The organism is Carnobacterium gallinarum DSM 4847, from assembly GCF_000744375.1.
Classification (GTDB): Bacteria; Bacillota; Bacilli; order Lactobacillales; family Carnobacteriaceae; genus Carnobacterium; species Carnobacterium gallinarum.
This window is the reverse complement of record NZ_JQLU01000005.1, coordinates 1,679,298-1,704,147: the sequence shown is the minus strand read 5'-3', so window position 1 is coordinate 1,704,147 and position 24,850 is coordinate 1,679,298. Positions and strand designations below refer to the sequence as shown.

Genomic DNA, 24,850 nt, shown 5'->3' with positions numbered 1-24,850 from the left:
ATAAGAGGAAAGACAATGGGAACTTATCACTATCACGACTGGAGATACCAGTTAAGAACGTTAAGATATCAATGGCTAAACTTTCAGAGTCCTTTGGTCGCTTTAAGATAACATATGGGTCTAGTAGACCTTTGTTTTCCTCCTCGCTTGTAAGATTCACGATATTGATTTCATGAGCGATATCTGGTAGAGCTTCTTTCCATTTTCCACGTTCAGCTTTTGGGTCTAAGATAACGGCTTGTGCACCGTTTAATACAGCGTAGTAAACTAACATATTATTAGCGAATGATTTCCCTCCACCAAGAGAACCAATGAACGCAGAAGCTAGAGCATTGGTTACAGAACCTTTCAATCCTTGACTGGCTAGACTAAGTTTTAAGTAGACATTGCGTCCTGTATCTAAATTGTAGCCAACGTAAATACCCTCCTTCTCACCAAGCATTTGAGTTGCTCCAAACCCTAATCCTGCCAAGAAGTCACTTGTGACGTATTGAATATAATCATTCCTATAGCGTTTACTGGCAGGAAGAAATTCACCATGTAGACCTAACATATCACCAAAAGGACGCACGAGCTTAATCGACAAATCGTCTTAGAAGTCTTTTTAACTCGTCAAGATCCTTTGCTGATACTCGAATGACATAGTTTAACTTATACATAGATTCCTTAGATTGGTCTAAGTTAGATTCTAACTCACTTACTGAATCCAGAGCATCAACAACATTCGTACTTGTTTCATTATCACTTTCCCACGCATGACTATCTAGGTCTTTTAATTCTTTCTTTTTGTTACGTACAGTAGAGAGTGCTTTTTTATTTGTGACGATTTCTACGTTCATACTCGTATCGATTGGGAATGTATATTGTTGTTGCTGATAATAGAAGACTTCACTACTAAGAAAGTCTAGTTCACCCACAATAGAATTGATGGTGAAGTAAGCGACATAGATTGTACTATCTTCATGACTGATTTTTAAATATCGCTGATTTTCTTCCACAAGACAGCGAGTAGGTTTTAAGATATCGTATCTCTTCACCAAAGTTTCTGTCTCTTGATGTTTCACCGGTAGATGGTATTCGTATTCTTCATATGGTGTACCAGTCTGCCCATATAAATGTTCAATGATATAACCAAAATCATTCTTATCTAGCTTTCTTATTTTAAATCGTCTGGATATTTTATTCTCTAATAATTGTTCCATCTTAGAGAAACGAGAGATTTCATCATTACTCATAGATACAAAATCACCCATGAGCTTATGATTTACTCCATGAACAAAATCTTGTAATGTATTAGCTATTTCTTGAGCTATATTCTTAAGCGATACTTCTTGCTCGTTTAGCAGTAGTTTAAAGCCAATAAAAAAGAGATAATCTACTTGATTGTCACCAATCATCGAAATTAACGCTTCGCTTTGTTCCTCTATTTTTTTGTATGCTACTTCTTTTAACTTTCCAGTGACCTCCTTTTTTGAGCGTTCTTGTGTGACTCTGATACTGGATTCTGTACTAAGCTGTAAAGCATGAATCTTCCCATTACGATTTTGAGCAATCAGTTGTCGGAAGTTATCATGCACTTGATACTTTTCTTCTGGACTTAAGAAGCTGTCGTATTTTTATACTAAAAATCTCCACCTTGTATCCTTGACTGTTTCTTTTTTTGCCATGAGCTTTTTCGTGCCGAAAACTGAAAACAAGTAGATTTACTTTTTCTATTTTTCGCACATTTATGATATGGCAAAAACCATCTTCATTAGACAGCGGCTGCTTATAGTTTTGCAAGGCTTTTCCCTGCACCCAACCTCTTCAAAAAACAACTAGATGTTATCTGCAATATTCAAATACTCCATGAGAGGTTACTAAAAAGTCACCCTCAAGTTCCATGTCACGCCCAAGTAATTGATAATCAATATAGTTTTGTATCTTCATAGAAATATCGCCAAATGCATTTGATTCTTCTACATAATGCCTCGCAACATCTTCCATAGAATTACAGTCTGAATAACTGATGATGTCATCAAAGTGTTCTAGTAATTCTTCCAAACTGTTAAACCACTCACTTTGCACTTCTGATAGTACATTGTAGAGAGTTGTACCCTCTACTTCCATCACCATCTCGCAAAGCCGATTTATTTCGCTGATTGGTGTATACGCTTCAATTTCAAAGGGTAGCTCATAATCATGAATAGCGTATTCTTCATACTCATCATTTAAACCAATTCGCTCCTTTACGTTATCAAAATCGATAGGAGGGGTGAACCATTCACCAACTAGTTCTCCCTCGTTCTATTTGCCTAAGTTAGCAATGTATACTTGCATTTCCAACGTAATCACCTCTTTTCTGGTACAAAAAAAGTAGCAAATCATAATAGACTTACTACATACAAATTTAGATATTCAGTTGTTGTACTCCTCTACAAATTGGAATTTATCTTTTCACCAATCAACCATGCAGTTACACAACAAATCGATATAACTATTTCTATAGAAAAATCATTTAATGTAGCTGCATATGTTCTTCACTAAGTTGTGTTATTCAGTAAAAGTGTGCAAATCATCTAACATTTTTACAAATTTCACATTAGATGTTCCATTAGATAAACGGTAGTAATAATTTAAACGCTCAACTGCTAAAATACATTGCTTCATAAGTTCTTCCGATAGTTCCCCGTATACTTTAATTAGAGTGAAAGCAACAGAGATACAAACCTGACTCGAATAATATATCTCTTTTTTTATTTTTAAATCTTCGTCACTCACTTCTGTACTCGGTTCTATATATTCTTCTTTGAATAAAGATTCCATTAACGATTTTGGATAGTCATCCCAATCATATTCCTCTTCATTTTCACAATCCTCATCTTTTCTTATTTCATTTTGAATATAGTTAAATACATCAAATCCAGTATCAGAACCAAATGGACCTTCTTCGCATTCCTGACTATAATATATATCATCTTGAAAACATTCTAAAAAAGTTGGATGGGACATTTCTTTTGTGACACCCATACATTCTCTTTCAATATATGTTTTCATATATGCACTGATATCTTCCCATGATGATATATTAGGTAGCTCTTGATTATAATATTCTTTAAATAATTCTATTACCATATCTATATCCTTTACCACTATACTATACTGCTTAAAATCTTCCTCAAGTTCATAACGTATTTCAACAGTATATTCTCCTTCATCATACATTGTTTGAAGAAATGTACTGTTGTTTAAAGGGGGTTCCGTTTCTATAACTATAAAATCTTCGTTCTTTAGTTCCTTTATAGATGCGATGAGTACTGATTCATCCCAATTCATTACTTCAATTTCATTTAACGATAATTTATATTTCATTTTTCACACTTTTCTTTCTTGCTGTATATTCGTTATATTAGCATAATTTTTTCATCAATTTAAATTTTTACGATTTATCTATGAGGTATTATAACATGATTCATACCTATTGGTGAAGTATTCTTATTCTAAGCTCCAATAATCTGATTACAGATATTGAGCAGTACGTCTTTTACACCTCCTGCATTAAATACTAATCCAACAGCGATTAGTGCAATAACCAAGAATCCAATCAGTTTTGAGAATTCTCGTTTGAATCCTAAGAAAAGTCCAATGACTACAATTGCTAGTAATACTAGAGATTGTGCATTGCTTAAAAACCAGTTCTGTGTCAAAATTTTTCAAATAGTTTAAAAATCCTTTAACAGCAATAGATTAAGCAATATTTCAATAAGTACGATTTCAACGAATTTTAACACGTTTTTATACTCTCGTACCTAACAACGTACCCAAAAATACACGTGAATCAGAACAAGACTATATTTTTCAATAAGTTCAATTTATTTCATCTATTTGAACCCTATCACCTATTCTTCGTCCCACTCCCAAGGTTCTTTAATCACTTCCATAGTCTTAACCTCTTCCAAACTAATCACATTCGCTTCTTCATAACTCAACGCTTGGATATATACTAATAAAGTAGACAGCATTTTTAATGGTATACTGTTTACAAGTAGACACTAAAACGAAAAGAATGATTCAAATGTCCAATTACAAAAAATATGATGAAGAATTTAAGAAAAGCCTTGTTACTCTTTACCATGGAGGTAAAACACAAACTTCGTTGTGTAAAGACTATGGCGTTTCCTTTACCGCTTTATCCCGCTGGATAAAACAATATTCTGAAGTTCAAATTGAAGATGGTTCCATCCTTACCGCTAAACAGATTAAAGATTTACAGAAGAAAAACGCTTTATTAGAAGAGGAAAACCTCATCTTAAAAAAGCGATTGCCATCTTCACGCCACACTCAAACAACGATTAGATGCGGTTTATTTATTACGTTTTGATCATTCTATTGTGCGCCTTTGTAGAGTCTTAAACGTAAATAGAAGTACCTACTATAAACACTTTGACCCAACTCCTGCTCCTAGAACTGTTGAAAATCAACAGCTTCGACAAACCATTTTTTTTCTATCTATATGGATTCTAAAAAACGATTAGGTGCTGCGAAAATAAAAGTTGTTCTTGAGCGTGATTTTGGAATTTTCATTAGTGTTGGACGAGTGTACCGATTAATGAAATCAATGGATTTGCCAAAAATGTCTACAACTAAGCCAAAATTTTTATATGCGAAACCAAAGGCTTCTTTAGCTTACTCAAACCACTTAAACCAACAACTCAATTCGACTGAACCGAATCGAGTTTGGACGAGCGATATTTCTTACATTCCTGTTAATAAAGGGTTTGTTTAACTCTGTGTCATTTTAGATTTATTTTCTAGAAAAATTATAGGATGGCGCGTTCGTCCAACTATGGAAGCTTCTTTAGTCCTTGAGACACTTGAAACAGCTGTGAATCAAAGAAACCCCAAAGATCCTGTTCTATTCCATACAGATCGTGGAAGCCAATACTGTGCAACTAATGTCCGTCAATTTTTAGATAATCATAACCTCGTTCCCTCTTATTCTAAAGCAGCCTATCCTTGGGATAATGCAGTAAACGAATCCTTTTTCAAATATATGAAAAAAGAAGAACTTAATCGTAGAACATTTAAAAAAATCCAAGAAGTGGAACAATCTTCTTTTGAATATATAGAGGGTTTTTACAATTCAAAACGCCCACATTCAGCAAACAATATGATGACACCAAATGAAAAAGAAAAAATCTATTTTGGCTCTACCTGAATTGTATCTGTTTTTGTGTCTACTTTATTGACATCTATCCACTCCTTGAACTACTTCATTTTCTCCACTCTGATATCTGGGTCGGATTATAAGTGATTTGACGGGAGAGGACGCAATCATTTCTTCCAAAAGTTTTTCTAAATCTTCTTGATATTCAGCCTGTACAATCACTGGAGAAAAAGCTTCAACGTCTTCCCCATCAGTTAACCATGATGCCGATACAGGTAATTTGTATCAATGAGTCCCGAAGCCCACCATACTTCCCCGTCTTCCTCTTTTCCAAGAGTGTACCATTTTCCAATAATTTTCTCATAAAAAGGAAAAGATATCTCATTAACTGCTTTATCTGCTTTATCTGATTTTTCAACATTCTTTTGTTCTTCTAACATATCTTCTTCTGTCCATTCGTATTGCTTCTCTGCACAAAATGAATTTGTTTTTTGATACTCTTCTTCTTCTTCCTGTCCGATAACAAATACATCCAATGAAAATCCCATTTAATTCCTCCTACGGTAATAAATACTAATCTAATTTTAAAAATGCGCCTTATATAAAACAAAGCTTACGTATATCAACGCAAGCTTTGTTTTATAATAAGATAATTATTACCATTCTGTTTTCACACTTACATTCCCAAGTTTTTCAGGTGAATATCTGCTTGGATAAACAGATACCCAATCTTTAAGAAACACTTTGTCCATTCCTTGATGATCCCACGCTGTCAATTGTTCATCTGTTACCTTGTAAGTCTTTAATGTATCCCTAACTTCTTTCTGGTCTGTTATCCTTTTGCCAGAATCTACTTCTACAAAAGATATGACTTTTGTTAACTTTCTAGTTTTTACATTATAAACATTGTCAAAAAAAATCATTAGGTTCTTTGTCACAGCATATGAATAACCAATTCGTAATTCTTTTTTTGTACTATTATTTGTTATCCTTAAAGACTTCATCGGCGCTTTTAAACTTTCATCTGTGTAGGCTTCCATGATTGCTCGTTCTCCTTCTGGAGCAGCTATTCCTGTCAAGTTTGTTGCATTGGAAGACATTCCCTTAATGTTACCTAATCTAGATCTTTTATCAAACCCATCTCCAGAAGCATTTCTACTATCATAATAAATTTCATCAAAAATATTTTGTATTTTAACTCTATTGTAGATACTTATTGAAATAAGTATAACAATTAAACTAGTTAGTAGAATGAATACTATTTTTATAGGCTTTCTCATCTGATTAACTTCCTTTGTCAGCATAATTTGTATACTCATTCTCATTATTCTTCAAGCTTTCAATGAAGTTATACGAAGCAGGATAATGCTCTTTCATGTAATTCAATTTCTCTTGTTCAGTAAGATTTCGTTTAGTATTTGCATGATACGCATCTGGTCGCTCTTCATATTTCGTTTGGTACTTTGTATCTCCAACAGTATATTCGTATTTAGGCGCTAAGTCATCCAGAATTTCATTCTTTACATAATCATAACCAGAGTTGTCTTTGAATTCCTTCGCACGATTCGTCTGACCATTAGCCAGCTCATTGTAATAGTCATTCGATGCTTGGGCATAACTTACATTTTTTTTAGTCATTCTTTGTGTAATATTTATTGCATCTAAGTCTGCTTTATAGTCATCGTTACCAATACTTGGCTTTTCTGCTGGAACTTTAGTTGTGTCTCCTCTCCAACCAGCGAGTTCATCTACAGCTTTTGAGTCGAATCGTCCCGTCACAACGCCGCTCATATTAGCTAAGCGTAAATTCTCATCAAGTATTGTTGCAGTCGTAATGGATTGGTGAGTAAAATCTCCCTTATTGTTAAAATCACTTAATTTTTGATTCCAAAATTGAGTAAACTTTTCAACACTAATTTTACCATATGCTATTTCATAATTTTTTTTAGCATTTGCATATGCTTCCGGATTTAATTTATCGGCTGTTACATTACCAGCTGATAATATATGCTGTAGTCCCAAGTTATAATACAATTCATTGTATTCCCTTTCAGAAAGGCCTAAATCAGATAATATGGCTTTTAAATCTTTAGGTGATTTTAGTATTTCTCCTGTATAGTGTTTAATTTCATCGTAGAAATATACACCTAATCCACCTGCTGTATTATTCCACATCAGCACATTTTTAATGCCGTCGCTATAACTAAATTCTCCAAGAATTCTTGTAAACAAATAATCTCTTTCTTTCTGAGATAATTCAGGAAACTTTTTATCTAACCCTTCCTTTATTTTATAAATTTGCTTAGCGGTCGTTTCGTCAAACCCAAATTGTTCTTGTAATGATTGAATATAAGTTTGCTTTTGTGTCATATTTTTCACTTTTGTTCCGTCTTGTAGCGTCGTAAACCAGCTTTTATCTGCCCCAATAGGCAATGTATATGTTCCATCATTATTTACGATTGTTCCATCTAATACTAGAATACCTTGCATCACTATCTTCATATCATTTAGACTGTTACTAAACAATCCATTTGTTTGCGAAGAAAAGTTATACAACTTTTCTAATTTCTTGTTCAATTGGTCAATATCATCTTGAATATTTTCAGACATATGAGTTAAATTACGTTGAAAGTCAAGCAACGCATCTAGTATGGCTGCCACAGGATTACTTCTGACTGCTGTTTTTGCCACATTTGAAGCAAAATTAACTGACGCCTTCATAGCTTTTTTTGTAGCAATTTGTTGCGTTAAAATATCTTCATCCAAATAACCTTCGCTCGAAATGCTTTGATCAGCTGAATTATATTGTTGGAGTTCTTGTTCTATTGATTCACAAGCAGTAGTTGCCCGTGTAATCGTTGGAATAATCAAATCACTAAACAGTCCTTTTCCAGCAGTATAGGCAGCTCCGGCTAATGTATGGCTATCTACTGCAGCGACCACTTGTTGGCTTCCTGCCTTTAATTGATTGGTCGCTTCTTTTCCACTTGCCAAATTACTTGTTAATACTTGAATTAATTCGGCGGACTCACTACTTGAATAAACTAATCCCAAGGAACCTCACCCCGTTTCTTATAAAGTGCCTCTCGCTCTTCACCTATTTTCTTCTTTCCCACATGATAGCCTATTTCAATCTGCTCGTTTGACTCTTGTAATAGCTGCCGAAATATTCTCGATTGTTCCTCATCATGGCGCTGTAGCCGATTATTTTCAACATTTCCAAATCGTGCTGCTTCATCATTTAACATAGCCACATTTTGAAAGCCTCTGTGAAGATCTTCCTCTAGAGTTTGAATAGCTTCGCCTATTTTTCTTTTTTCAATTGTAAGTTCATCCATTTGATCTTCTTTTTGTATTATCAATTGATTGTAACTAGCTCTATCTTGCTCGTTCTTTTTGTTTTCCAATGTTTTCACCCCTTAAAATTTAATCTGGCTATCTTGAAGGGCAATAAGCTCTGCAATCTTAGGAAATTTCTCACTTTGAGTTGAGACACATTCCACCAGTTGAGATAAATCTGATAACAGTTGGTTATTAACTTCTGTCCCTGTTTTCATACTCAAAACCGTGCTTTTTCTCAAAGTTACTTGTTGCCCTTTATTAAGTATTACTGACTTTACTCCTGCAACTGCTTTATTAGCTACGTCAATATTCGAAGCAATTTTCACCATAGATTCCTCCTTCAATCATCTCTAATATAGATCTTTTTAATTCATTATAAAACCAGTATATCAAAAAATATCTACATATTGTAAAAAATTGATAAATATTTTATTTCTCAGCATATAAAATTAATATATGGAGATTGTCAATATGGAAGAACAGTAGAGAAACGAAATAGGAAAATTGAGAAAAGTAAACATAGGCTATACTTTGCGCTGACAATACACAACGCTTGCAATATAGTATTGTCAACTACCTTTTTAAATGGTGTGATATTCCGAGCCTATTTATAAAAATAGCTATTTAATGTGCTTTAATCTTTTGACATGTCAAATAAATCGTAAAGAATTACGCTTTTTAAGCAAAAAATGACGTCAATAAAATGTGAAAGAGAAATATGCAAATAATTATTTTCAGGATGCTTATTTTCATACGTTTCAATTATTGAACTTTTACCTACACCATATGAACCCGTCAAAGCAACATTTGTTACATCTTCATTAGAAAAAGAAAAATTTAAAGCTTCTTCGTATGAAGAAATATCTACATCTTTATCGGGTGTTAGTTTTTCAAATTTTAAATCTACCATATATTCCTCCTAATCAAACCTATTTAATTATAATTTAATCAATAAAAATAGTACGAATTATCGATACTAACTACTTAAGTCTTAGAATCTTTGATATATCATCAATCTCCAGCGCATCCGCAATTCTTTCAATATGCTCCAAATAAATTCGTTCTCTTTTACCATTTGCAAGATTACTTAAATTAGATGGCTCAATTCCTGACAAACGTGCAAGTTCTCTCAAAGACATCTTACGTTCTGCCAATAAATTATTAATCAGTATTTCCACTTTTCTATCATGAGTATCTTCCAACATTAAGTTTCCTCCATTGACCCTATTTTTGTTGTCTATATGAACATGATATAGTATAATATTCCCAGAGTGTTGTTCGCATAGACATGGATTGTTCAAATAAATATATAGGAGGAACGACAATGACATTAGAAAAAGAATTACAACAAATTTTTAAAGAAAGTTATCTTGACTATTTATCTCACTTTATACAAGAAGATGAAGAATATCTGCTTATGAGACAAAAAATTAACTTTGCTGAAACTAAAGTACTAGAACATCCAACTGAAACTAATAAAAAGATTCTTAAAAAAATTAAATTTCAACTTGCTGAATATGTACACATAAATATATATAGAAAAGGATTTTCTGAAGGAGTAAATTATAGTCACTTAGAATCAGAAGATTCCTTAACGTAACAATCACTACATTAAAAAAAATAAGCCAACAGCAACACTAGTAAATATAGTTGCTGTTGGCTTATTCAATTGTTCATTATCTATCTTCATTTATTTTTCAAACCAGTCATAATAATCTTCGTAGGTTTTCTCTGCATATATCTTTAACAACTCTGGTCGTAAAGATTGAAAAGTACTTATTAACTCGTCTCCTCCAAAAGCATTCGAGAATTTTTTCCCTGTTAATTCGCCAGACAAACTTGAAATCAGTTGTTCTGTCTTATTACTATCTGCAAGGATATTGATTAATTTTCCAACGAGATAACCATCATCAAAAGAGAGATCCTCCCCCTTTAGATTACTCTCATAGAAATTCTGTATAGAAGCCATCATTTTATCTGTATCGCCATAGTCAAAATCTCTTGTTGCTTCATAATAACCCATCATTTCTGATGTAATAAAAATACTGGCATCCAATCTCTTTACTTCATCTAGTTCAGCATTCTTTTTAAGATACATTAAGGATAATTCTTGAATATGTTCTCTTAATAGCTTCTGGTGAATCTCCGCAAAACAATCATCCATAAATTCCTCAACTGGATAACCTACTTCATTTTCCCAACCAGGATTTTTGAAGCTACCCGTTAAAAATTCCTTTTTGATTTCCGCTGGTACATCTGGATGGTCATTAAGTAATACTTGATGTCCTTTTAATACTAAATAATCTTGGATATACTCTTCAAGTTCACCAAAATAAAACCATCCTACTGGTTTATTGCTAAGTTTAGAAACCTTCTTAACTACTTCCAATGGCGCTAGAGAATATCCTCGTACATATGAATTAATGGTTGGTTTAATCAAGCCTAATCTATTTCCATACTCTGTAAAAGACAAACCTAATTCATCTTTTACCATTCTTAAGCGATTTCCAACTTTTTCCTTATTTGGTTTCAGCAATTCAAACATGTTTAATCCCTCCTAAATACGTCTTCCATATGAGTATATCACAACCGTATAAAAAATCGTATATTTTTTTCAATTTACTTGTTGACTTCGTGTATGCAATCGTATATAATTCAATTTGTAGAGGTACCCTACATTTTTTTAAACTCATCGTATACAAAATCGTTTACACAAAAAGAAAGAAGGAATCTAATTTGGCAATTAAAATCAATGACTTAGTTTTACCAATAACAAAACTTGAAAGTGACTACCAAGTTGTACAAGTAACCAAGTGGCAAAAAGATGGAGAAGTCTTAGGCTGGAACTATGAATGCATTCTTCCAAAATTACGTTTTGAGAAAGTAAGCGTAAAAGTAGCCTCAGAATTTCCTGTTATCTCGAATGAAGATTTAGGAAAAGAAGGAATGGCAATCATTACATTTGAACAATTAACCATTACTCCATGGGGACGTGCAAATGGACATTTTATCAGCTATGGTCTAACCGCTTCTGCTAAATCTGCCACACTGGTTAATAAAAAATGAGCACTACTAATTACTTTACTGCTTACGAAGCCCTTGAAAAAATACAAGGGCTTCACTCTTTATCCACCTTAAATAGCTGGGCAAATTTCATTCAAAAAGAATGTCATTATACATTCCGCTATGATTACGCCACTTTTACAAACTTTAATAAAGGTATCGAATCTAGCAATCGCCGAAAAATAAGAACTTTTTCGACATCTGAAATTCAACTACTTCAAAAAGGTGTCCATTTAATGCCTACTCTTGGACGTGACAAAACACTACGTCAACTCTTTGATACGGATGATAAATACAACAATATGAATCATCATGAATTGATGGCTGTTATTTGGGAAAAGGTAGAAACTAACTTAAAGGAAATCAAAAATGATATAGACAAGTTGGCTATTCATTGCCAAGAATTAACTCATCAATATAAGGATATACATCAAAAAAAAGATGAAATATATGAGCAAGACAATACTTCCAGCGGGTGGTTTCGGCGGAAGCGGTAGGACATAAGTCCAGACCGCATTCTGTCCGAAAATAGCCACACGATGGATGGGTTGTCTGGAAGAAAAAGCGAAGCGTTTCTTCCTACTTAACTTGATTTATAGAACACTATCTGGCGAAAAATAAAAGATTGTTTAAACTCGTTCTTTGACAACTGCATCATCAATAACAAAACTCAATTTCTTTAGTAGGAGTGATTAAGATTGCTACATGGATACAATCAAAAAATCATTGAAACACCTACGTATATTGAAATTTGGGAATATGAACAACCTATACTATCAAAAAGAAAAAAAGACAACGTTGAAAAGAAAGAAACGCCTGATTGGCTGAAAAATACCAAATACACATTTGATGAATTAACTGCACAAGGACAATATGATAGCCTAAAGAGAAAGCAAAAACACTATAAAAACCAACGCTTTGCCGTTGCCAGACTAATTGATACTAACTTTGATAACCAAACGAAATTCTTAACCCTAACCTTTAAAGAAAACATAACAGACATAGCCTATACAAATAGTGAGTTCAAAAAATTTATGAAACGGTTAAACTACCAACTATACAAAACTAAGAAATCCCAAATTAAATATCTAGCTACGTGGGAAAAACAAAAACGTGGTGCTATCCATTATCATATTATTTTATTCGGATTCCCTTACCTTCCTCACTCTCAACTTGTAAATATCTGGGGACATGGAATCATAGGGATTAACCGAATTGATGTGGACAGCGCTGAAAATAGAGGGCGATATGTAAGCAAGTATTTCGATAAAGATTTAGAGCTAAAGGAACATAAGAAAAAAGCGTTCTTCAAATCTCAAAATCTAACGCAACCTATTGAAATCAAAAGACTAACAAATCAACCTTATGAGATAGACAAGCAAGAAATACTATTTACAAACAACTATGTACGAAAAAGTCCTATCTTCTTTCAAACTTGGGATGAACAAGGTATTCCACACAAAGAAATAGGCTTTGAAGAACGAAACGTTCGCTATACAAAAATCAAAAAACATGGAGGAACACATACATGAACGAACTCACTATTTTACTGTCTGACACTCAAAAACAAAGGTTACAGGAAAGTATTCATCAGTTATTAGAGAATGAAGTCACGCAATTTCAAATCGATTTAGGACTAAATAAACGCTATCTTAAAAAGAATCAATTGTGCCAATATCTGAACCTTTCCAACAATACGATTGATAAACTAATTACAGAAGGACTTCCCCGTATTAACATTAATGGGGTCATACTTTATGACAAGCAAGAAATTGACAAGTGGTTAAAAAAACATGTTCAATCAAGTTAATAAAAAAGATTTACAAATGAAAATTTTGTTCTATAATCAAACTGTAGTCTTTCTACGTTCTGATTCACGTAAGAAAGTAGGAAAAAATTAATGGCAATCACAAAAATGAATAGTGGAAATTACAAAGTTGAGGTGTTTTATCCTAAAGAAGTAAGAGAAATCCTTGGTGTTACTTCACAGAGATTCAGAAAAACATATGACTCTAAAAAAGAAGCTCTGCAAGCTGAAAAAGACATTCTTAAAAAGATTGAAAAGGTTCAGATTGAAAAACATGAACGAGCTTTTGAATTAAAAGCAAATATGTCTTTTAAGGACTTTTACGAGCTAGTTTGGTTAGATATGTATTGTAACGGTTCTAGTGGTAGAAATCGAACCATTCCAGCAGAACAAACGATTCTCAATACAAAAGACCTATTCCGCTTGCATATTCTCCCAATGTTCGGCAGTTACTCTCTCCTAGAGTTAAATACAAACAAAGATTTAGTTCTACGTAAATTAAATGCTAAAGCTCAAAAGTATGCAAATATCAAAACAGTTAAAAGTTATGTAAACCAGCTATTTGATATTGCAGAACTTCTTGATTACATTGAATATAACCGTATCGCTAAAATTATTCGTTATGTAGGAGACCCATTAAAACAGCGTAGAAAAATGGAAAGAATTTTAAAAGGAGAATCTTTAACAGCAGAACAGCTTCTCGATTGGATTCAAGCTATCCAACAAGATTTTAATGACAAGCTTCTTACATTCCAAGATTTTGTTCTATTTACTTTAACGCTAAATTTAGGTGACCGAAAAAGTGAAAGTTATGCTTTGCAGTGGAAACATATTGATTTAGAAAAAGAGACCATTCTTTTAGTTCAGAGTAAAGATAAGATGGGGAATTTAACTCCTACTAAAGGTAGAAAAAACACTAAGTTCCATCTACCTGCTTCACTAATTGAGCTACTAACTAAATGGAAAAATGAACAAGCTCAAGACCTGTTAAAAATTGGAATAAAGCAGAATTCTGAACAGTTTCTCTTTACCTGTACTAACCGAAAAGGAGATATCAACGTTCCTGTGCATATGGACTATCTCAACTATCGTATTAACTCAGTTGAACGTCGACATAACTATTTGGTTCACGCAACACCTCATAAGCTACGACATACATTCAGCACCTTAGCATATGAAGGTGGTGCCACAATGGAACAAATTTCCAGAGCCTTGACCCATTCTGATACCAAGACAACAGAAATTTATGTAAATACACCAAATATTGTTGATTTGTCCACTTATGAAAAATTTGAACAACGATTACAAGAAGCAAAAAAAGCAAATTAACTACTAGTTTTAAGAAGCCTTGTACAAGGTAAGGTACGCTCCATTTCAAAACGCGTACCCATTCTCGTACCCAAAATCACAAAAAAAGACACTCTCTCGAAATGAGAAAGTGTCCATAACGTTGATATAACAACGATTTTAACGCTTAGAGAATTGTGAAGCTTTACGGGCTTTCTTAAGACCTGGTTTTTTACGTTCCTTCATACGAGGGTCACGTGTTAATAATCCAGCTGCTTTAAGAGGAGCACGGAAGTCTGGGTCAACTTGTAATAATGCACGAGCGATTCCGTGACGAGCAGCTCCTGCTTGTCCAGTGAATCCTCCACCATTAACGTTAACATAGATATCGTAGCTACCTAAAGTTTCTGTAGTTGCAAGAGGTTGTTTAACTACCTCGTGTAAATATGGAAACGGAATGTATTCAACGATGTCTTTTTTATTCATGATAATTTTACCTGTTCCGGGTACTAAACGTACGCGAGCAGTTGAGTTTTTACGACGGCCTGTGCCGGTATATTGTACTTGTGCCAATGAAATTCCCTCCTTAAATTAGGTTTGTAATATCCAATACTTCTGGTTTTTGTGCTTGGTGTTCATGTTCAGAACCACCATAAACATTTAATTTCATAAATTGTTTACGTCCTAAAGTATTCTTTGGAAGCATACCTTTTACAGACAATTCGATTAATTTACGAGAATTGTTTGCACGTAATTCACCAGCTGATACTTGTTTCAAACCACCTTGGAATCCACTATGGTGATAATAAATTTTATCAGTTGCTTTTTTACCTGTTAATTTAATTTTGTCAGCATTAATTACAATCACGAAATCACCTGTATCTACATTAGGTGTGAAAGTTGGTTTATTTTTGCCTCGTAAGATGGTTGCTACAGTAGTTGAAAGACGTCCCAATGGAATATCTGTTGCATCTACTACGTACCATTTACGTTCTACTTCGTTTGGTTTAGCCATATAAGTTGTACGCACGTTTTTTTCCTCCATATTCTTATCTGTTTGTTTGAATGCACAATAAGTTTCCGGGGCTCATCGTGGGGCAAACAATACCATCTACCATAATACTGTTAATTAGCCCTTTTGTCAATAGTTTTCTGACAGTTTTTCATAAAAAAATGAGCTTGTTAAAAATTAAATTTTGAAATAATCCTAAATTAAAAAAAGTTCATTTTCCTTCACATAACATCATTTAATCTCAAAATATATTTCAACAGATTCCCTTACTATTTTATTATGAATTCACTATTTTAGATTAAGAACGGCCAACATCGAAGCTCCTTCTTCACCAGATAGGTATTTACATTTCACTATTTTAGATTAAGAACCAAATCCTGACGTAATCATCACATCGCGTGCGTACAAATTTACATTTCACTATTTTAGATTAAGAACAGAAAATCGATTTAGCGCTTGCTACACAATATAATATTTACATTTCACTATTTTAGATTAAGAACAGAGCGACATACTCTAATATCGAGCATCAAGCCTATTTACATTTCACTATTTTAGATTAAGAACAGTTAGGTATTTTTATTATCAATGACCAAATTCAAAATTTACATTTCACTATTTTAGATTAAGAACATTAACTTATAACTTATTATAACATATATTTCAGAATTTACATTTCACTATTTTAGATTAAGAACTGGTGTAACGTGGGTCACCGATGGTTTCGTAAATAATTTACATTTCACTATTTTAGATTAAGAACAGTTTAAAGGTAAAAAAGCAACAAAACAGGTAGAAGGATTTACATTTCACTATTTTAGATTAAGAACGTCAGATTGCGGCACTCCATCTACTTCAACAGCAAAATTTACATTTCACTATTTTAGATTAAGAACATAACATTGGGAGAGACTTTTGGAGCCTTATTAGAAATTTACATTTCACTATTTTAGATTAAGAACGAGACGACAATGGAGTAGTCGACGTTATTTTTAAGATTTACATTTCACTATTTTAGATTAAGAACACTGATATTTACCGAGGACGACATCCAAGAAGGCAATTTACATTTCACTATTTTAGATTAAGAACGTAGCGTGACTTTGCTAGGTTTATACAGTTTAGTCGTATTTACATTTCACTATTTTAGATTAAGAACCGAGGGCGACAGTTTGTTGATTGATAAAGATGCTGATTTACATTTCACTATTTTAGATTAAGAACCTCTGGAATACCGCTGTAACGAAAGATCTGTAATATTTACATTTCACTATTTTAGATTAAGAACAATTACAGATGAAGACTATGATCTCTATACTGTTAGATTTACATTTCACTATTTTAGATTAAGAACAGGTACCCAATTCACCCCTTTAGTACCAAGGGTTTCTAAGGGGCAATCTGTCGACCTACTCATTTTGAAGATTTCTACTCTCTAATCTTAACATATCGAACGAGCCATTTCACTAAAAATCCAGATATACCAAGGGATTAAGCAAATCTGTCGATCTCCCCACTTTTTTGCACTATTGATGGTCGACAGATTTTCAAAATATCAAAAAAAATTAGACGTTAAATCTTCTTCGACTCCCCAAAACTCTTTCTCCAACCACTTTTTGTTACGACTTTTAAAAATCATAATTGAATCTAAATCTTTTCTAATAAATGGCTCTAACTCTAGTTCTAGCTGTTTTAATAATGCTGGGGTTAGCTCTCCTTCAAAAACAGATTTTTGTACATGTGTTAAATATTTTTTACAAATTTTAAATATATTACGAGAAGCCCTAGCTCCTTTTTCTTCTAAAGGAATATCATAAATCAATATAATATACATTTCTCACCACCAAATCTTAAAGCCCTCATATTCTTTTTCGCCCATCAAATGCTTGATTAGTTTATAACCTTCCAAGCGTATCAACCTTCGATAACTAACATTTCGACCTAAATCACGATGCTTAATCGTATCATCCAATTTTTCTTGAAATGCTTTTAAAATTTTTTGTTGCCCCTGTGGTTTCAAATGATAATAGTTAGAATCCGTTGCAAAATCTTTTTCAGTAATGATATTTTTATTAAGCAATGAAAATATCAAACGATCAACAATCAGTGGTTTAAAAATTTCAGATGTATCTAAGCACAATGAAAATCGTCTTTCACCTGGACTATGTAAATAACTGATTGTTGGATTCAGTTGAGTTACATACAAAAACAGAGTCAACAACTCGACTCTGCTCCATTCTTATTTTTTAAACAGTAATCCTTTTTCTTGACTATACTCATAAACAGACTCTTTTAAAAGATACACTCGATTGCCTTTTTCTTCAATTCCAGAATTTTTCCGAAGATAATAAAGCCTTCTTCCGGAAATCGTAATCCCATTGCCCTTTAAGTCAGCTTTATCTTCCTCCAAATATACCTTCACTTGCATATCTGCATCACGAAAATACTTAGCTGCTTCTTTTTTTGAATCTGAAATATTGCGGTATGGATCACCTTCAAAAAAGACTATCTCGCCAGTTAACAAGGCTCTTGATGTTAAGCCAAAAATTTTCCGAATGTCCTGCTCTGCTTGCTTAAACTCTGACTCATAGTAATCAACGACTTTCTTTTGTTCATAATACATCTCCAAAATCGTTTGGCGCTCTTTCAAAGTTAAAGGCAAGCTATTTTTCTTTTTAAGCTCTTTCTTTAAGAGTCCTTCTGTTTCTGTAAGTAAAACTTCTGGGTAAACACTGCTTTTTGCTTTTTCCAATAAATAAAAATCGCCACCTGCTGCAAGTTTCCCTTTACGATTGTTCCGACCCATTCGTTGTACTAACGAATCCATAGGTGACAAGTCTGAAATTACAACCGGAAAGTCAATATCCAAAGCAATCTCAACAACTTGTGTTGTAATCCAGATAGTTCCCTCTTGCTGGTTAATTCTCTTATACAGATCTTTTAACTCTTTTTCTTTAAATCGGCTGTGTAAACACTGAATCTGAGTTTCCTTCGGCAATACTTTTCTCAACTTATCATATAAAGTAATTACATCATCGATGGAGTTTAGAATAATCAGTATTTGTTGATTCTGATCTAACGCTTCTTCACATAAAGAACTAATTTTTTCTTTTTTTACATCCATCCTCAAATTAATCTTCTTCGTTGCATCATCTACTAATTCAATTTTTTGATTAGTAAACTCTGTTAGTTGTTTTAATTTTTCTTGATAAATTATCGGTAACGTAGCCGTCATCAAATGAAACTTTGTATCTAAGTGTTCCATAGCATAGTCCATTAATAACCAAAAAGCTAAAAACATTCTTGGTGAGAGCAAATGAATTTCATCCACACATACACGTGTTCCTTTCAATACAGCTAAAGTTTTCTCGTAATTAGGATGCTTAAAGACAGCCATCGCAATTTGATCCACTGTCGCTAAAATATATGGTTGTGCAAAATTTCTAGCTAACTCAATATCATTTTTTGATAGACTAATTTCATTGAATTTTTCTTCCTTTTCATCTTGATAAAGATGCAATGTTCCATGCAGCACCCCAACATTTTTGCGATTATATTTTTCACAGGCATCTTGATAAAAACTCATTGCACTAATGCGATTCGGAGTTAAATAGATTTTTTTATTCGCCACTAATCGGTCATCACTAATCGTTTTACCCGCACTTGTAAATGCCTGTGTAACAACTAATTTATTCCCTTGATACTGCATAATATCTTCTTGCAACGGATTGAATCGAGGATCTTTGAGTCCTGTTTGTTTTTTTATAAAATCTAATAAATTTTGATCATTTCCAGCTTGCTCTTTCTCTGTTAAATAATAATCAAATTTCCTATCTTCTTGGCTAGAAGCAATATGATCAATTAAATTTAGAAAACCTTTGATTTCAATATACTGTTGCTTGTATTTATTTTCTACATCCTCAAAATTATCTATCTCAACATCTGCTAAATCTAAGCCGATATTTTCATGAAAATCACTAATATAATCATAAGATAAATTTTCACGACTAAATGAATACTTCATTCCCAATGAATCAAAAATTAAATTTTCCAATTCAGCAAAATCAAATTTCTCCTTTATGCTTAATAAGTCTACTCCAATATCTCCATAAATAGCTTCTTCAATACTGGCATAACTAATTTCAAGATAGTTATCAAAATTTCCATGATGCAACATAATAGCTTTCACCATAATCTTTTTATCTATTTTTGAAAAGTCATTTTGATCTTGAAGTAACTTCATTGCAAATGCAGGACTTAATAAATTGTGTCGAATTTCTTTACGTTCTTTTGTGATGGATTCAATTTGGAAAAAGTCTGTTTTCTTTTCATTTTTAGCGATATTTTGTCGAATTCTATTTTGAAATTTACTATTGGCCTTACCTAAATCATGAGTCACACAAAGCCAATAAATCATCTGCTTTTCCTTTTCAGAACTATCTAAGCGATCAATAATCGTATGATATGCTGCTAATAAATCCTGTGTGTGCTCCGCTATAGTTCGATTATTTTTCTGAGAATCTTTACTTTGAGATTTTGCTAGTAGTTTATGTTTCATTTTCTCACATCCATAGAAAATATTCTGATTCTTCTTGATTTTTTTTATAACAATAAACGGTACAATTTTCAGGATAAACCCCTTCTTCAATATAGATATAGTTTCGATATAGTTTTTGGGTGTTTATCTTACTAGCCGCTAAATCTTGATACGTGTAAGGCAAAGTAAAAAGTGTCCCTGATGCCAACAATTTTGCTGATGCCATTTCGTCAATTGCAACATAACTATGCATCAATTTCACCTGTTTGCTTAACGCTTCTGATACATGCCCCATTTCCAACTCCTCAATGTCAACTATTGCTGGTGTACTTTTGACATATCCAACTTGTCTAGCCCCTACAAGTAGTGCAGTATCCTCTTTTCTACCTAAGGAAAGATAACGTTTTGGATTGGTTAAATTCTCAAGTAATAGCTCCAAGACTGCATCACTCGCCTTAATAAAAATTGTTAGTTCCAAATTTCGTAAAACTTCCGAGTACATCATTCGATTTTCAGCAATATTGTGTTTGTAATGGAGGTAAGTTGTTCCACTTTTTTGTAGGGATTCCTCTTTTTTCTTAACATACGTTTGATATTTCCTCCAAAAATCTTCTCTTTCTCCTCTTGAAAAATGAACTTCCTTTTTCTCATGAGTCCCGATCACAGCTACTTCTAAATTCTCATTAAACTTACAATCACATAGATACGAAAGCATCCCGACAATAGTTGTAGGTGCGGGTAGATTCAACGTAGCAATAAAATCATCTTGAAGTACTTTAGGATCACGAAAATGGGCAACTGGTTGAAATAAATTAAATCGTAATACCTTAGTCATTTCCTCTCAACTCCTACTCTTCCAAATACCACTGATTGTCTTCCCCAACAGTTAAACACTTTGCCAGTTGTTGAATAGCTTGAACAGGTGATACTGTTTCTTGCTCTCCAGAAAGCATCAAGTTTTTATCCATTGCTTTAATGACATTTTCTAATTTATAATCTGCAATTGTCTTATCAACAAAACTTGTATCTATCTTCATTTTGTCTGTTACAGATTCTAAAATCATATCGTTCCAAAAATAAGGAATTACTTGTTCAAAAGCTCCTCCGAATACTGCCAATGGTTTTAATAGTACTCGTTGATGCTTAATATCTCGAGTCAAAATCGTCACGGCATTTAAAATATCATCTACAGCTTGCATTCTTAACTCTGGCGACATATAGCTACGTTCATTTGGTTCAAGATATTGATACTTTCCTTTTTCATCTTTTTTCACTTCCGCTACACCGATTCGATCTAATTCAATTGTAAGAGTATAGGTATAATAATCACCAAACACTTCTTCATTAGCTAACGCTTGTGTTCTAGGAACATCTTCAATTTCTAATTCCTTGCCTTTTTCATCAAAGCGATTTCGTTTTAAATCAATATTTAAAAAACCACGATTCGTAATTAATTGTGTATCATTTTTAAAAGTAGAAACTGAAGTAAAAGGAATAACTCTTAATGGCGATGTTTTAGAAACTTGCTGATCGGGTAATAAAAAACCAAAAATATCTGCTTCAAACCCCTTTTCGGTCATTAAATCAACATCATTAAAATATGAATTACTTTTTTTAACAGTCAAATCACTTAATGACCAACCAAAATTTTCAAATAAACATTTTCTTAACTCATAAGTGAAGGTGGCTACCGAAGTCATTGCATGTATACCATCCTTAAAAAAATATTTCTTAATCGGCGTATAATTTCCAAATCCTTGATCATTTGATAAAGCAATTGGACTTTCTGTTAAAATCGTTAATGTCACACCAGAAACTTTCTTCATTCTGCTTCATTCCCCTCTTTATTTTCTGTTGAATAGGATAGTAACCCAATAATAAAATAACCCATAACATAAGCAAATTCTTTAGTCGAGCTGTATAATATATCTGCTGGTAAATCTGCTGGTAACGAAAATTGCTTTCCATTTTCTTTTTTCTGTTCTGCTCTTTTATTAGCTAAATAAACTTGTTCCAACAAGTCTAGTACTCCTTTACGATCCTCCATTTTAACCATTTGAGTTAATTGAAAGGCTAGTGCTTCTTTTGATTTTAGTGTATTAAAGAACTTACCAAATGCTCGATAAGTACTTTTTTTAGCTTTCACATTATACTTTTCCGACATAATTCTCGCCTTCTTTCATCACTTCTTCAATAAACTTCACAACTATTGACCAATTGTATGCCATTATATTAGCTTCTCGATTGATTAAGTTACCTAATAAATACTGATAAGCCATTTCATTGTTTTTATTCAAAATAAAGCGCTTAATTAACTGTTTTAAGTCTGATACATTTTTTTGTTCTTCTGGAAATGAAAAAGAATCGACAAAATCCATTAATTTTATTTGTTTTAATAAATCATCAAATTCAATTGCATCTTCTAATTTTAATAACAGTCCCTTATTTGGATCTGTTGCAACTTGATATAAACGTATTCGAGCAGATTTTGTACTTTTCGCAACTTGATAATAAAAACTTTGTTGATAATAGATATCCTGTTTCATTCTAATTTTTCGTTGTAAAAATTCCATATGCACCAAGTTCTGGCAACTCACTAAATACTTAGCTTTTTCCTTTTTAATATACAGCAGGAAAAATAAATTAAAAAATTCGCAGGAAAAACAAATCGCTGAATCTTGCTGATAATCAGCATAGTTAGAAAAAGTATTATTCTGGCTTCCTTGAAATGTATATAAATACTTAGAATCCGTTCGATAAATGCGTTGCTTTTCAGGCAAGCTTTCTACAATGTCAGCCGCATATTTATGGGTAATGTCATAGACTCCCGCATGTTCAAGATGGCAAATCCCACATACTCGCCCTTCTCCATAGAATTCTCTTTCTTTACTTTCTCCTTGTAACCTTGAAAAAAATAGTTGAATGAACGTTTTTAGATTACGATGAAAATTTTGAACGCTTTGTGCATTTGCCCCAAATTTCCCACTATTTCTTAAATAAGGAAAGTAAATTGTTTCACTTTTTTTCATAATTTTATCAATTTGTTTAGTTGGAATTTTTGCTTTTAAAAGATTGGTTCTCAACTCACCTAAACTTGATTGTTTCCATTCATTAATGAGTACTGGATCAATTTTTTCAGCACTTAAATCTTGAATAAATGTTTGGTATAACTCTACATTTATAATTTGATTAAATAATGCTGCTTCTAGATCAAATTCTTCCTCTGTTGGCAGTTGAAATTCTAAATAATTTAAGGCCAGCTTAGGTTGTAAGATCGATTGATTTTGTTCATTAATCTCACGCAATAGACGATAAAAATAAAGCAACCCTGTATCCCGTACAATATCTCCGCTACTATATAACTTAAAAGTGTCCATAGAATTTCTCCTTTCTCTAGTCTATTCTTTCCACGAATCCAAATCCGCCACCAGTAACCGAGCCCACGCCTGATTGCTGGAATTCATTTAACAAGTAAGATGCCCCTGTTAATTCAAAGGTTCCAATGCTACCTTCAATTTGTTTATCATAGTGACTGACCACCGTTTTCTTCATTTTTATTGGTTTAAAAGAAAGCTGTTCAATATCTGTTTTTAGTGACTCCTCAGAATTAGATTCCAATTTATAGAGTAAATTCTGCTTTAATACATCTAAAAATTTCGTCTCATTTTGTGTAACCGACCAAAACCAGTCTTTTTTAGTAGATTGAGAATGCTCACGAACAACGATTGGACTAAGAGTTTTAAAAATAACATGATTAGTACGAATTTTAGGTTGAGGAACTGCCTCTACATCCGTAATCTGAAATGTTTTTCCAGAAATTTTTACTTCTTCATTTAAAAGCTCTGTAAATGCGTTATAAAATAAAACCGATTTTTCAGCATCCCCAGTTGAAAAATTTAAAATAAATTGTTTATCTGGAATAGTAATTGTCTCTTTGTTAAATACAGCATTTTTAAAAAAAACAGCCCATGTATAATTTTTACGTTTATTGCTTTCAAATAATTCTTGATACGCTGTTGGATTGACTTTATTCAACCCAATTTTCATTAAGCTTAATATTTTCCGTCGATAATCTTTAGGCAACTCTTCACTATCTAATTCACATACAACTTTTAAGCGCATACATTCCCTCCTCAAATTTTAATTAAAAACCAAGGACAATTTACCTTAGTTTTCAACTATGCTATACTAGTGATACATATACTATTTAGATATATGTATCACTAGTATTTGTACATTATAAAGATGAGTATCTTTCCTCGAAGAATTATTACTCATCTTTTTTACTTTTTTGTAGATTGAGTAGCATATTGATATCAATCTTAAAACACTTAAAATACTCTCTATATTTATCCCCTCCTATTAAATACCCACTATATATAATATACATTAATTACATAGATAACACAAGTGCTTTATGAGTAGTTATATTTATCTATTTTTCTGTTTTATTATTAGTAAGTATTGAATTTTTTTTTTTTTTTGTTATTATTGTGTTACTTTGTTAATCTAAGTAATTTAGAGTGTAAAGCTATATATAATTTCCTTCTCATTTTTTTTAATCTAAAATAATGAACAATCTAATTAAATCATAAAAAGCAGAATAAATTCCTAAATGGTTTTATTCTGCTTTTTATTCTATTAGAAATAACTACT

General features: G+C 32.6%; 27 protein-coding genes, 3 pseudogenes and 1 CRISPR repeat array. Of the genes and pseudogenes, 7 read left to right on the top strand and 23 right to left on the bottom strand.

The features are described from left to right. Nucleotides 1–13 precede the first annotated feature (13 nt). From BR43_RS12750 to BR43_RS20625, 5 genes and pseudogenes are all read right to left on the bottom strand, one after another. A pseudogene (locus BR43_RS12750) lies at nt 14–1,607 on the bottom strand (ATP-binding protein); the annotation flags it as partial. 217 nt (nt 1,608–1,824) lie between these two features. Further along, nucleotides 1,825–2,367 (bottom strand): annotated as a pseudogene (locus BR43_RS12740) (antirestriction protein ArdA). Nucleotides 2,368–2,532: 165 nt separating this feature from the next. Beyond that, nucleotides 2,533–3,351: a hypothetical protein gene (locus BR43_RS12735; RefSeq protein ID WP_034562533.1), complete on the bottom strand. Its 819-nt coding sequence runs from the start codon at nt 3,349–3,351 to the stop codon at nt 2,533–2,535. A 128-nt stretch (nt 3,352–3,479) separates the two neighbouring features. Further along, the gene (locus tag BR43_RS12730) at nt 3,480–3,686 is read right to left on the bottom strand and encodes a hypothetical protein (RefSeq protein ID WP_342668049.1); all 207 of its coding nucleotides are present in this window, start codon (nt 3,684–3,686) and stop codon (nt 3,480–3,482) included. A gap of 192 nt (nt 3,687–3,878) precedes the next feature. Beyond that, a complete protein-coding gene (locus BR43_RS20625; protein WP_281173950.1) occupies nt 3,879–4,001 on the bottom strand; it encodes a hypothetical protein in 123 nt (40 codons plus the stop codon). 53 nt (nt 4,002–4,054) lie between these two features. Here BR43_RS20625 and BR43_RS19635 point away from each other — a divergent pair. Then, nucleotides 4,055–5,197 (top strand): annotated as a pseudogene (locus BR43_RS19635) (IS3 family transposase). 203 nt (nt 5,198–5,400) lie between these two features. Here BR43_RS19635 and BR43_RS12715 read toward each other — a convergent pair. The 7 genes from BR43_RS12715 to BR43_RS12685 all read right to left on the bottom strand — a co-directional run bounded on the left by BR43_RS12715 (nt 5,401) and on the right by BR43_RS12685 (nt 9,693). After that, nucleotides 5,401–5,694, bottom strand: coding sequence for a hypothetical protein (locus tag BR43_RS12715; RefSeq protein ID WP_034562529.1), 294 nt, complete (start codon nt 5,692–5,694; stop codon nt 5,401–5,403). 108 nt (nt 5,695–5,802) lie between these two features. Continuing rightward, nucleotides 5,803–6,426 (bottom strand): TipC family immunity protein, encoded by a 624-nt coding sequence (locus BR43_RS12710; protein WP_169741056.1) that lies wholly within the window; start codon nt 6,424–6,426, stop codon nt 5,803–5,805. A 4-nt stretch (nt 6,427–6,430) separates the two neighbouring features. After that, nucleotides 6,431–8,200 carry a T7SS effector LXG polymorphic toxin gene (locus tag BR43_RS19210; RefSeq protein WP_051933811.1) on the bottom strand — a complete coding sequence of 590 codons (1,770 nt, stop codon included), beginning with the start codon at nt 8,198–8,200 and terminating at the stop codon, nt 6,431–6,433. After that, the gene (locus tag BR43_RS12700) at nt 8,191–8,553 is read right to left on the bottom strand and encodes a hypothetical protein (RefSeq protein WP_034559990.1); all 363 of its coding nucleotides are present in this window, start codon (nt 8,551–8,553) and stop codon (nt 8,191–8,193) included. The genes BR43_RS19210 and BR43_RS12700 overlap by 10 nt, the downstream gene beginning before the upstream one ends. Before the next feature lie 12 nt (nt 8,554–8,565). Continuing rightward, on the bottom strand, nt 8,566–8,817 hold the full coding sequence (locus tag BR43_RS12695) for a hypothetical protein (protein ID WP_034559991.1): 252 nt from the start codon (nt 8,815–8,817) through the stop codon (nt 8,566–8,568). A gap of 305 nt (nt 8,818–9,122) precedes the next feature. Beyond that, nucleotides 9,123–9,398, bottom strand: coding sequence for a YobI family P-loop NTPase (locus BR43_RS12690; protein WP_034559992.1), 276 nt, complete (start codon nt 9,396–9,398; stop codon nt 9,123–9,125). 70 nt (nt 9,399–9,468) lie between these two features. Continuing rightward, nucleotides 9,469–9,693 carry a helix-turn-helix domain-containing protein gene (locus BR43_RS12685; RefSeq protein WP_034559993.1) on the bottom strand — a complete coding sequence of 75 codons (225 nt, stop codon included), beginning with the start codon at nt 9,691–9,693 and terminating at the stop codon, nt 9,469–9,471. 119 nt (nt 9,694–9,812) lie between these two features. On the opposite strand from BR43_RS12685, the gene BR43_RS12680 reads away from it, so the two are divergent. Next, a complete protein-coding gene (locus BR43_RS12680) occupies nt 9,813–10,088 on the top strand; it encodes a hypothetical protein (protein WP_034559994.1) in 276 nt (91 codons plus the stop codon). Nucleotides 10,089–10,178: 90 nt separating this feature from the next. Here the strand turns inward: BR43_RS12680 and BR43_RS12675 are convergent, their stop codons facing one another. Further along, a complete protein-coding gene (locus BR43_RS12675) occupies nt 10,179–11,033 on the bottom strand; it encodes a helix-turn-helix domain-containing protein (protein ID WP_034559995.1) in 855 nt (284 codons plus the stop codon). 191 nt (nt 11,034–11,224) lie between these two features. Between BR43_RS12675 and BR43_RS12670 the strand changes: the two genes are divergently transcribed. The 5 genes from BR43_RS12670 (at nt 11,225) to BR43_RS12650 (ending at nt 14,687) form a co-directional block, all read left to right on the top strand. Continuing rightward, nucleotides 11,225–11,554: a hypothetical protein gene (locus BR43_RS12670; RefSeq protein WP_034559996.1), complete on the top strand. Its 330-nt coding sequence runs from the start codon at nt 11,225–11,227 to the stop codon at nt 11,552–11,554. Then, on the top strand, nt 11,551–12,048 hold the full coding sequence (locus BR43_RS12665) for a hypothetical protein (RefSeq protein ID WP_034562525.1): 498 nt from the start codon (nt 11,551–11,553) through the stop codon (nt 12,046–12,048). Before BR43_RS12670 ends, BR43_RS12665 begins: the two co-directional genes overlap by 4 nt. 201 nt (nt 12,049–12,249) lie before the next feature. Further along, nucleotides 12,250–13,083 carry a rolling circle replication-associated protein gene (locus BR43_RS12660; RefSeq protein WP_034562524.1) on the top strand — a complete coding sequence of 278 codons (834 nt, stop codon included), beginning with the start codon at nt 12,250–12,252 and terminating at the stop codon, nt 13,081–13,083. Further along, a complete protein-coding gene (locus tag BR43_RS12655) occupies nt 13,080–13,361 on the top strand; it encodes a helix-turn-helix transcriptional regulator (protein ID WP_034562521.1) in 282 nt (93 codons plus the stop codon). Before BR43_RS12660 ends, BR43_RS12655 begins: the two co-directional genes overlap by 4 nt. A 90-nt stretch (nt 13,362–13,451) precedes the next feature. Further along, entirely contained in the window at nt 13,452–14,687 is a 1,236-nt protein-coding gene (locus BR43_RS12650; RefSeq protein ID WP_034562519.1) for a tyrosine-type recombinase/integrase, read from the top strand. A 138-nt stretch (nt 14,688–14,825) separates the two neighbouring features. On the opposite strand, the gene rpsI is transcribed toward BR43_RS12650, so the two are convergent. The 10 genes from rpsI to cas6 form a co-directional block, all read right to left on the bottom strand. After that, nucleotides 14,826–15,218 carry a 30S ribosomal protein S9 gene (gene rpsI, locus BR43_RS12645; RefSeq protein ID WP_034562517.1) on the bottom strand — a complete coding sequence of 131 codons (393 nt, stop codon included), beginning with the start codon at nt 15,216–15,218 and terminating at the stop codon, nt 14,826–14,828. A gap of 13 nt (nt 15,219–15,231) precedes the next feature. Further along, entirely contained in the window at nt 15,232–15,675 is a 444-nt protein-coding gene (gene rplM / locus BR43_RS12640) for a 50S ribosomal protein L13 (protein ID WP_084679932.1), read from the bottom strand. 258 nt (nt 15,676–15,933) lie between these two features. Further along, nucleotides 15,934–17,011: direct repeats of the CRISPR family, unit length 30 nt; unit sequence ATTTACATTTCACTATTTTAGATTAAGAAC. 201 nt (nt 17,012–17,212) lie between these two features. Further along, nucleotides 17,213–17,491: a CRISPR-associated endonuclease Cas2 gene (cas2, locus tag BR43_RS12635; RefSeq protein WP_034562513.1), complete on the bottom strand. Its 279-nt coding sequence runs from the start codon at nt 17,489–17,491 to the stop codon at nt 17,213–17,215. 3 nt (nt 17,492–17,494) lie between these two features. Beyond that, complete coding sequence (gene cas1 / locus BR43_RS12630; RefSeq protein WP_084679931.1) at nt 17,495–17,878, bottom strand: CRISPR-associated endonuclease Cas1; 384 nt, start codon at nt 17,876–17,878, stop codon at nt 17,495–17,497. Nucleotides 17,879–17,896: 18 nt separating this feature from the next. Next, nucleotides 17,897–20,215 carry a CRISPR-associated helicase/endonuclease Cas3 gene (locus tag BR43_RS12625; RefSeq protein WP_034562511.1) on the bottom strand — a complete coding sequence of 773 codons (2,319 nt, stop codon included), beginning with the start codon at nt 20,213–20,215 and terminating at the stop codon, nt 17,897–17,899. Between the two features lie 4 nt (nt 20,216–20,219). Next, nucleotides 20,220–21,029, bottom strand: coding sequence for a CRISPR-associated protein Cas5 (gene cas5 / locus BR43_RS12620; RefSeq protein ID WP_034562508.1), 810 nt, complete (start codon nt 21,027–21,029; stop codon nt 20,220–20,222). Between the two features lie 13 nt (nt 21,030–21,042). Then, a complete protein-coding gene (gene cas7i / locus BR43_RS12615) occupies nt 21,043–22,020 on the bottom strand; it encodes a type I-B CRISPR-associated protein Cas7/Cst2/DevR (RefSeq protein ID WP_034562500.1) in 978 nt (325 codons plus the stop codon). Beyond that, on the bottom strand, nt 22,017–22,358 hold the full coding sequence (locus BR43_RS12610; RefSeq protein ID WP_034562496.1) for a hypothetical protein: 342 nt from the start codon (nt 22,356–22,358) through the stop codon (nt 22,017–22,019). Before BR43_RS12610 ends, cas7i begins: the two co-directional genes overlap by 4 nt. Beyond that, a complete protein-coding gene (locus BR43_RS12605) occupies nt 22,342–23,571 on the bottom strand; it encodes a hypothetical protein (RefSeq protein ID WP_034562494.1) in 1,230 nt (409 codons plus the stop codon). The genes BR43_RS12610 and BR43_RS12605 overlap by 17 nt, the downstream gene beginning before the upstream one ends. Nucleotides 23,572–23,587: 16 nt before the next feature. Further along, nucleotides 23,588–24,316: a CRISPR-associated endoribonuclease Cas6 gene (gene cas6, locus BR43_RS12600; RefSeq protein WP_034562492.1), complete on the bottom strand. Its 729-nt coding sequence runs from the start codon at nt 24,314–24,316 to the stop codon at nt 23,588–23,590. Between the last annotated feature and the right edge of the window lie 534 nt (nt 24,317–24,850).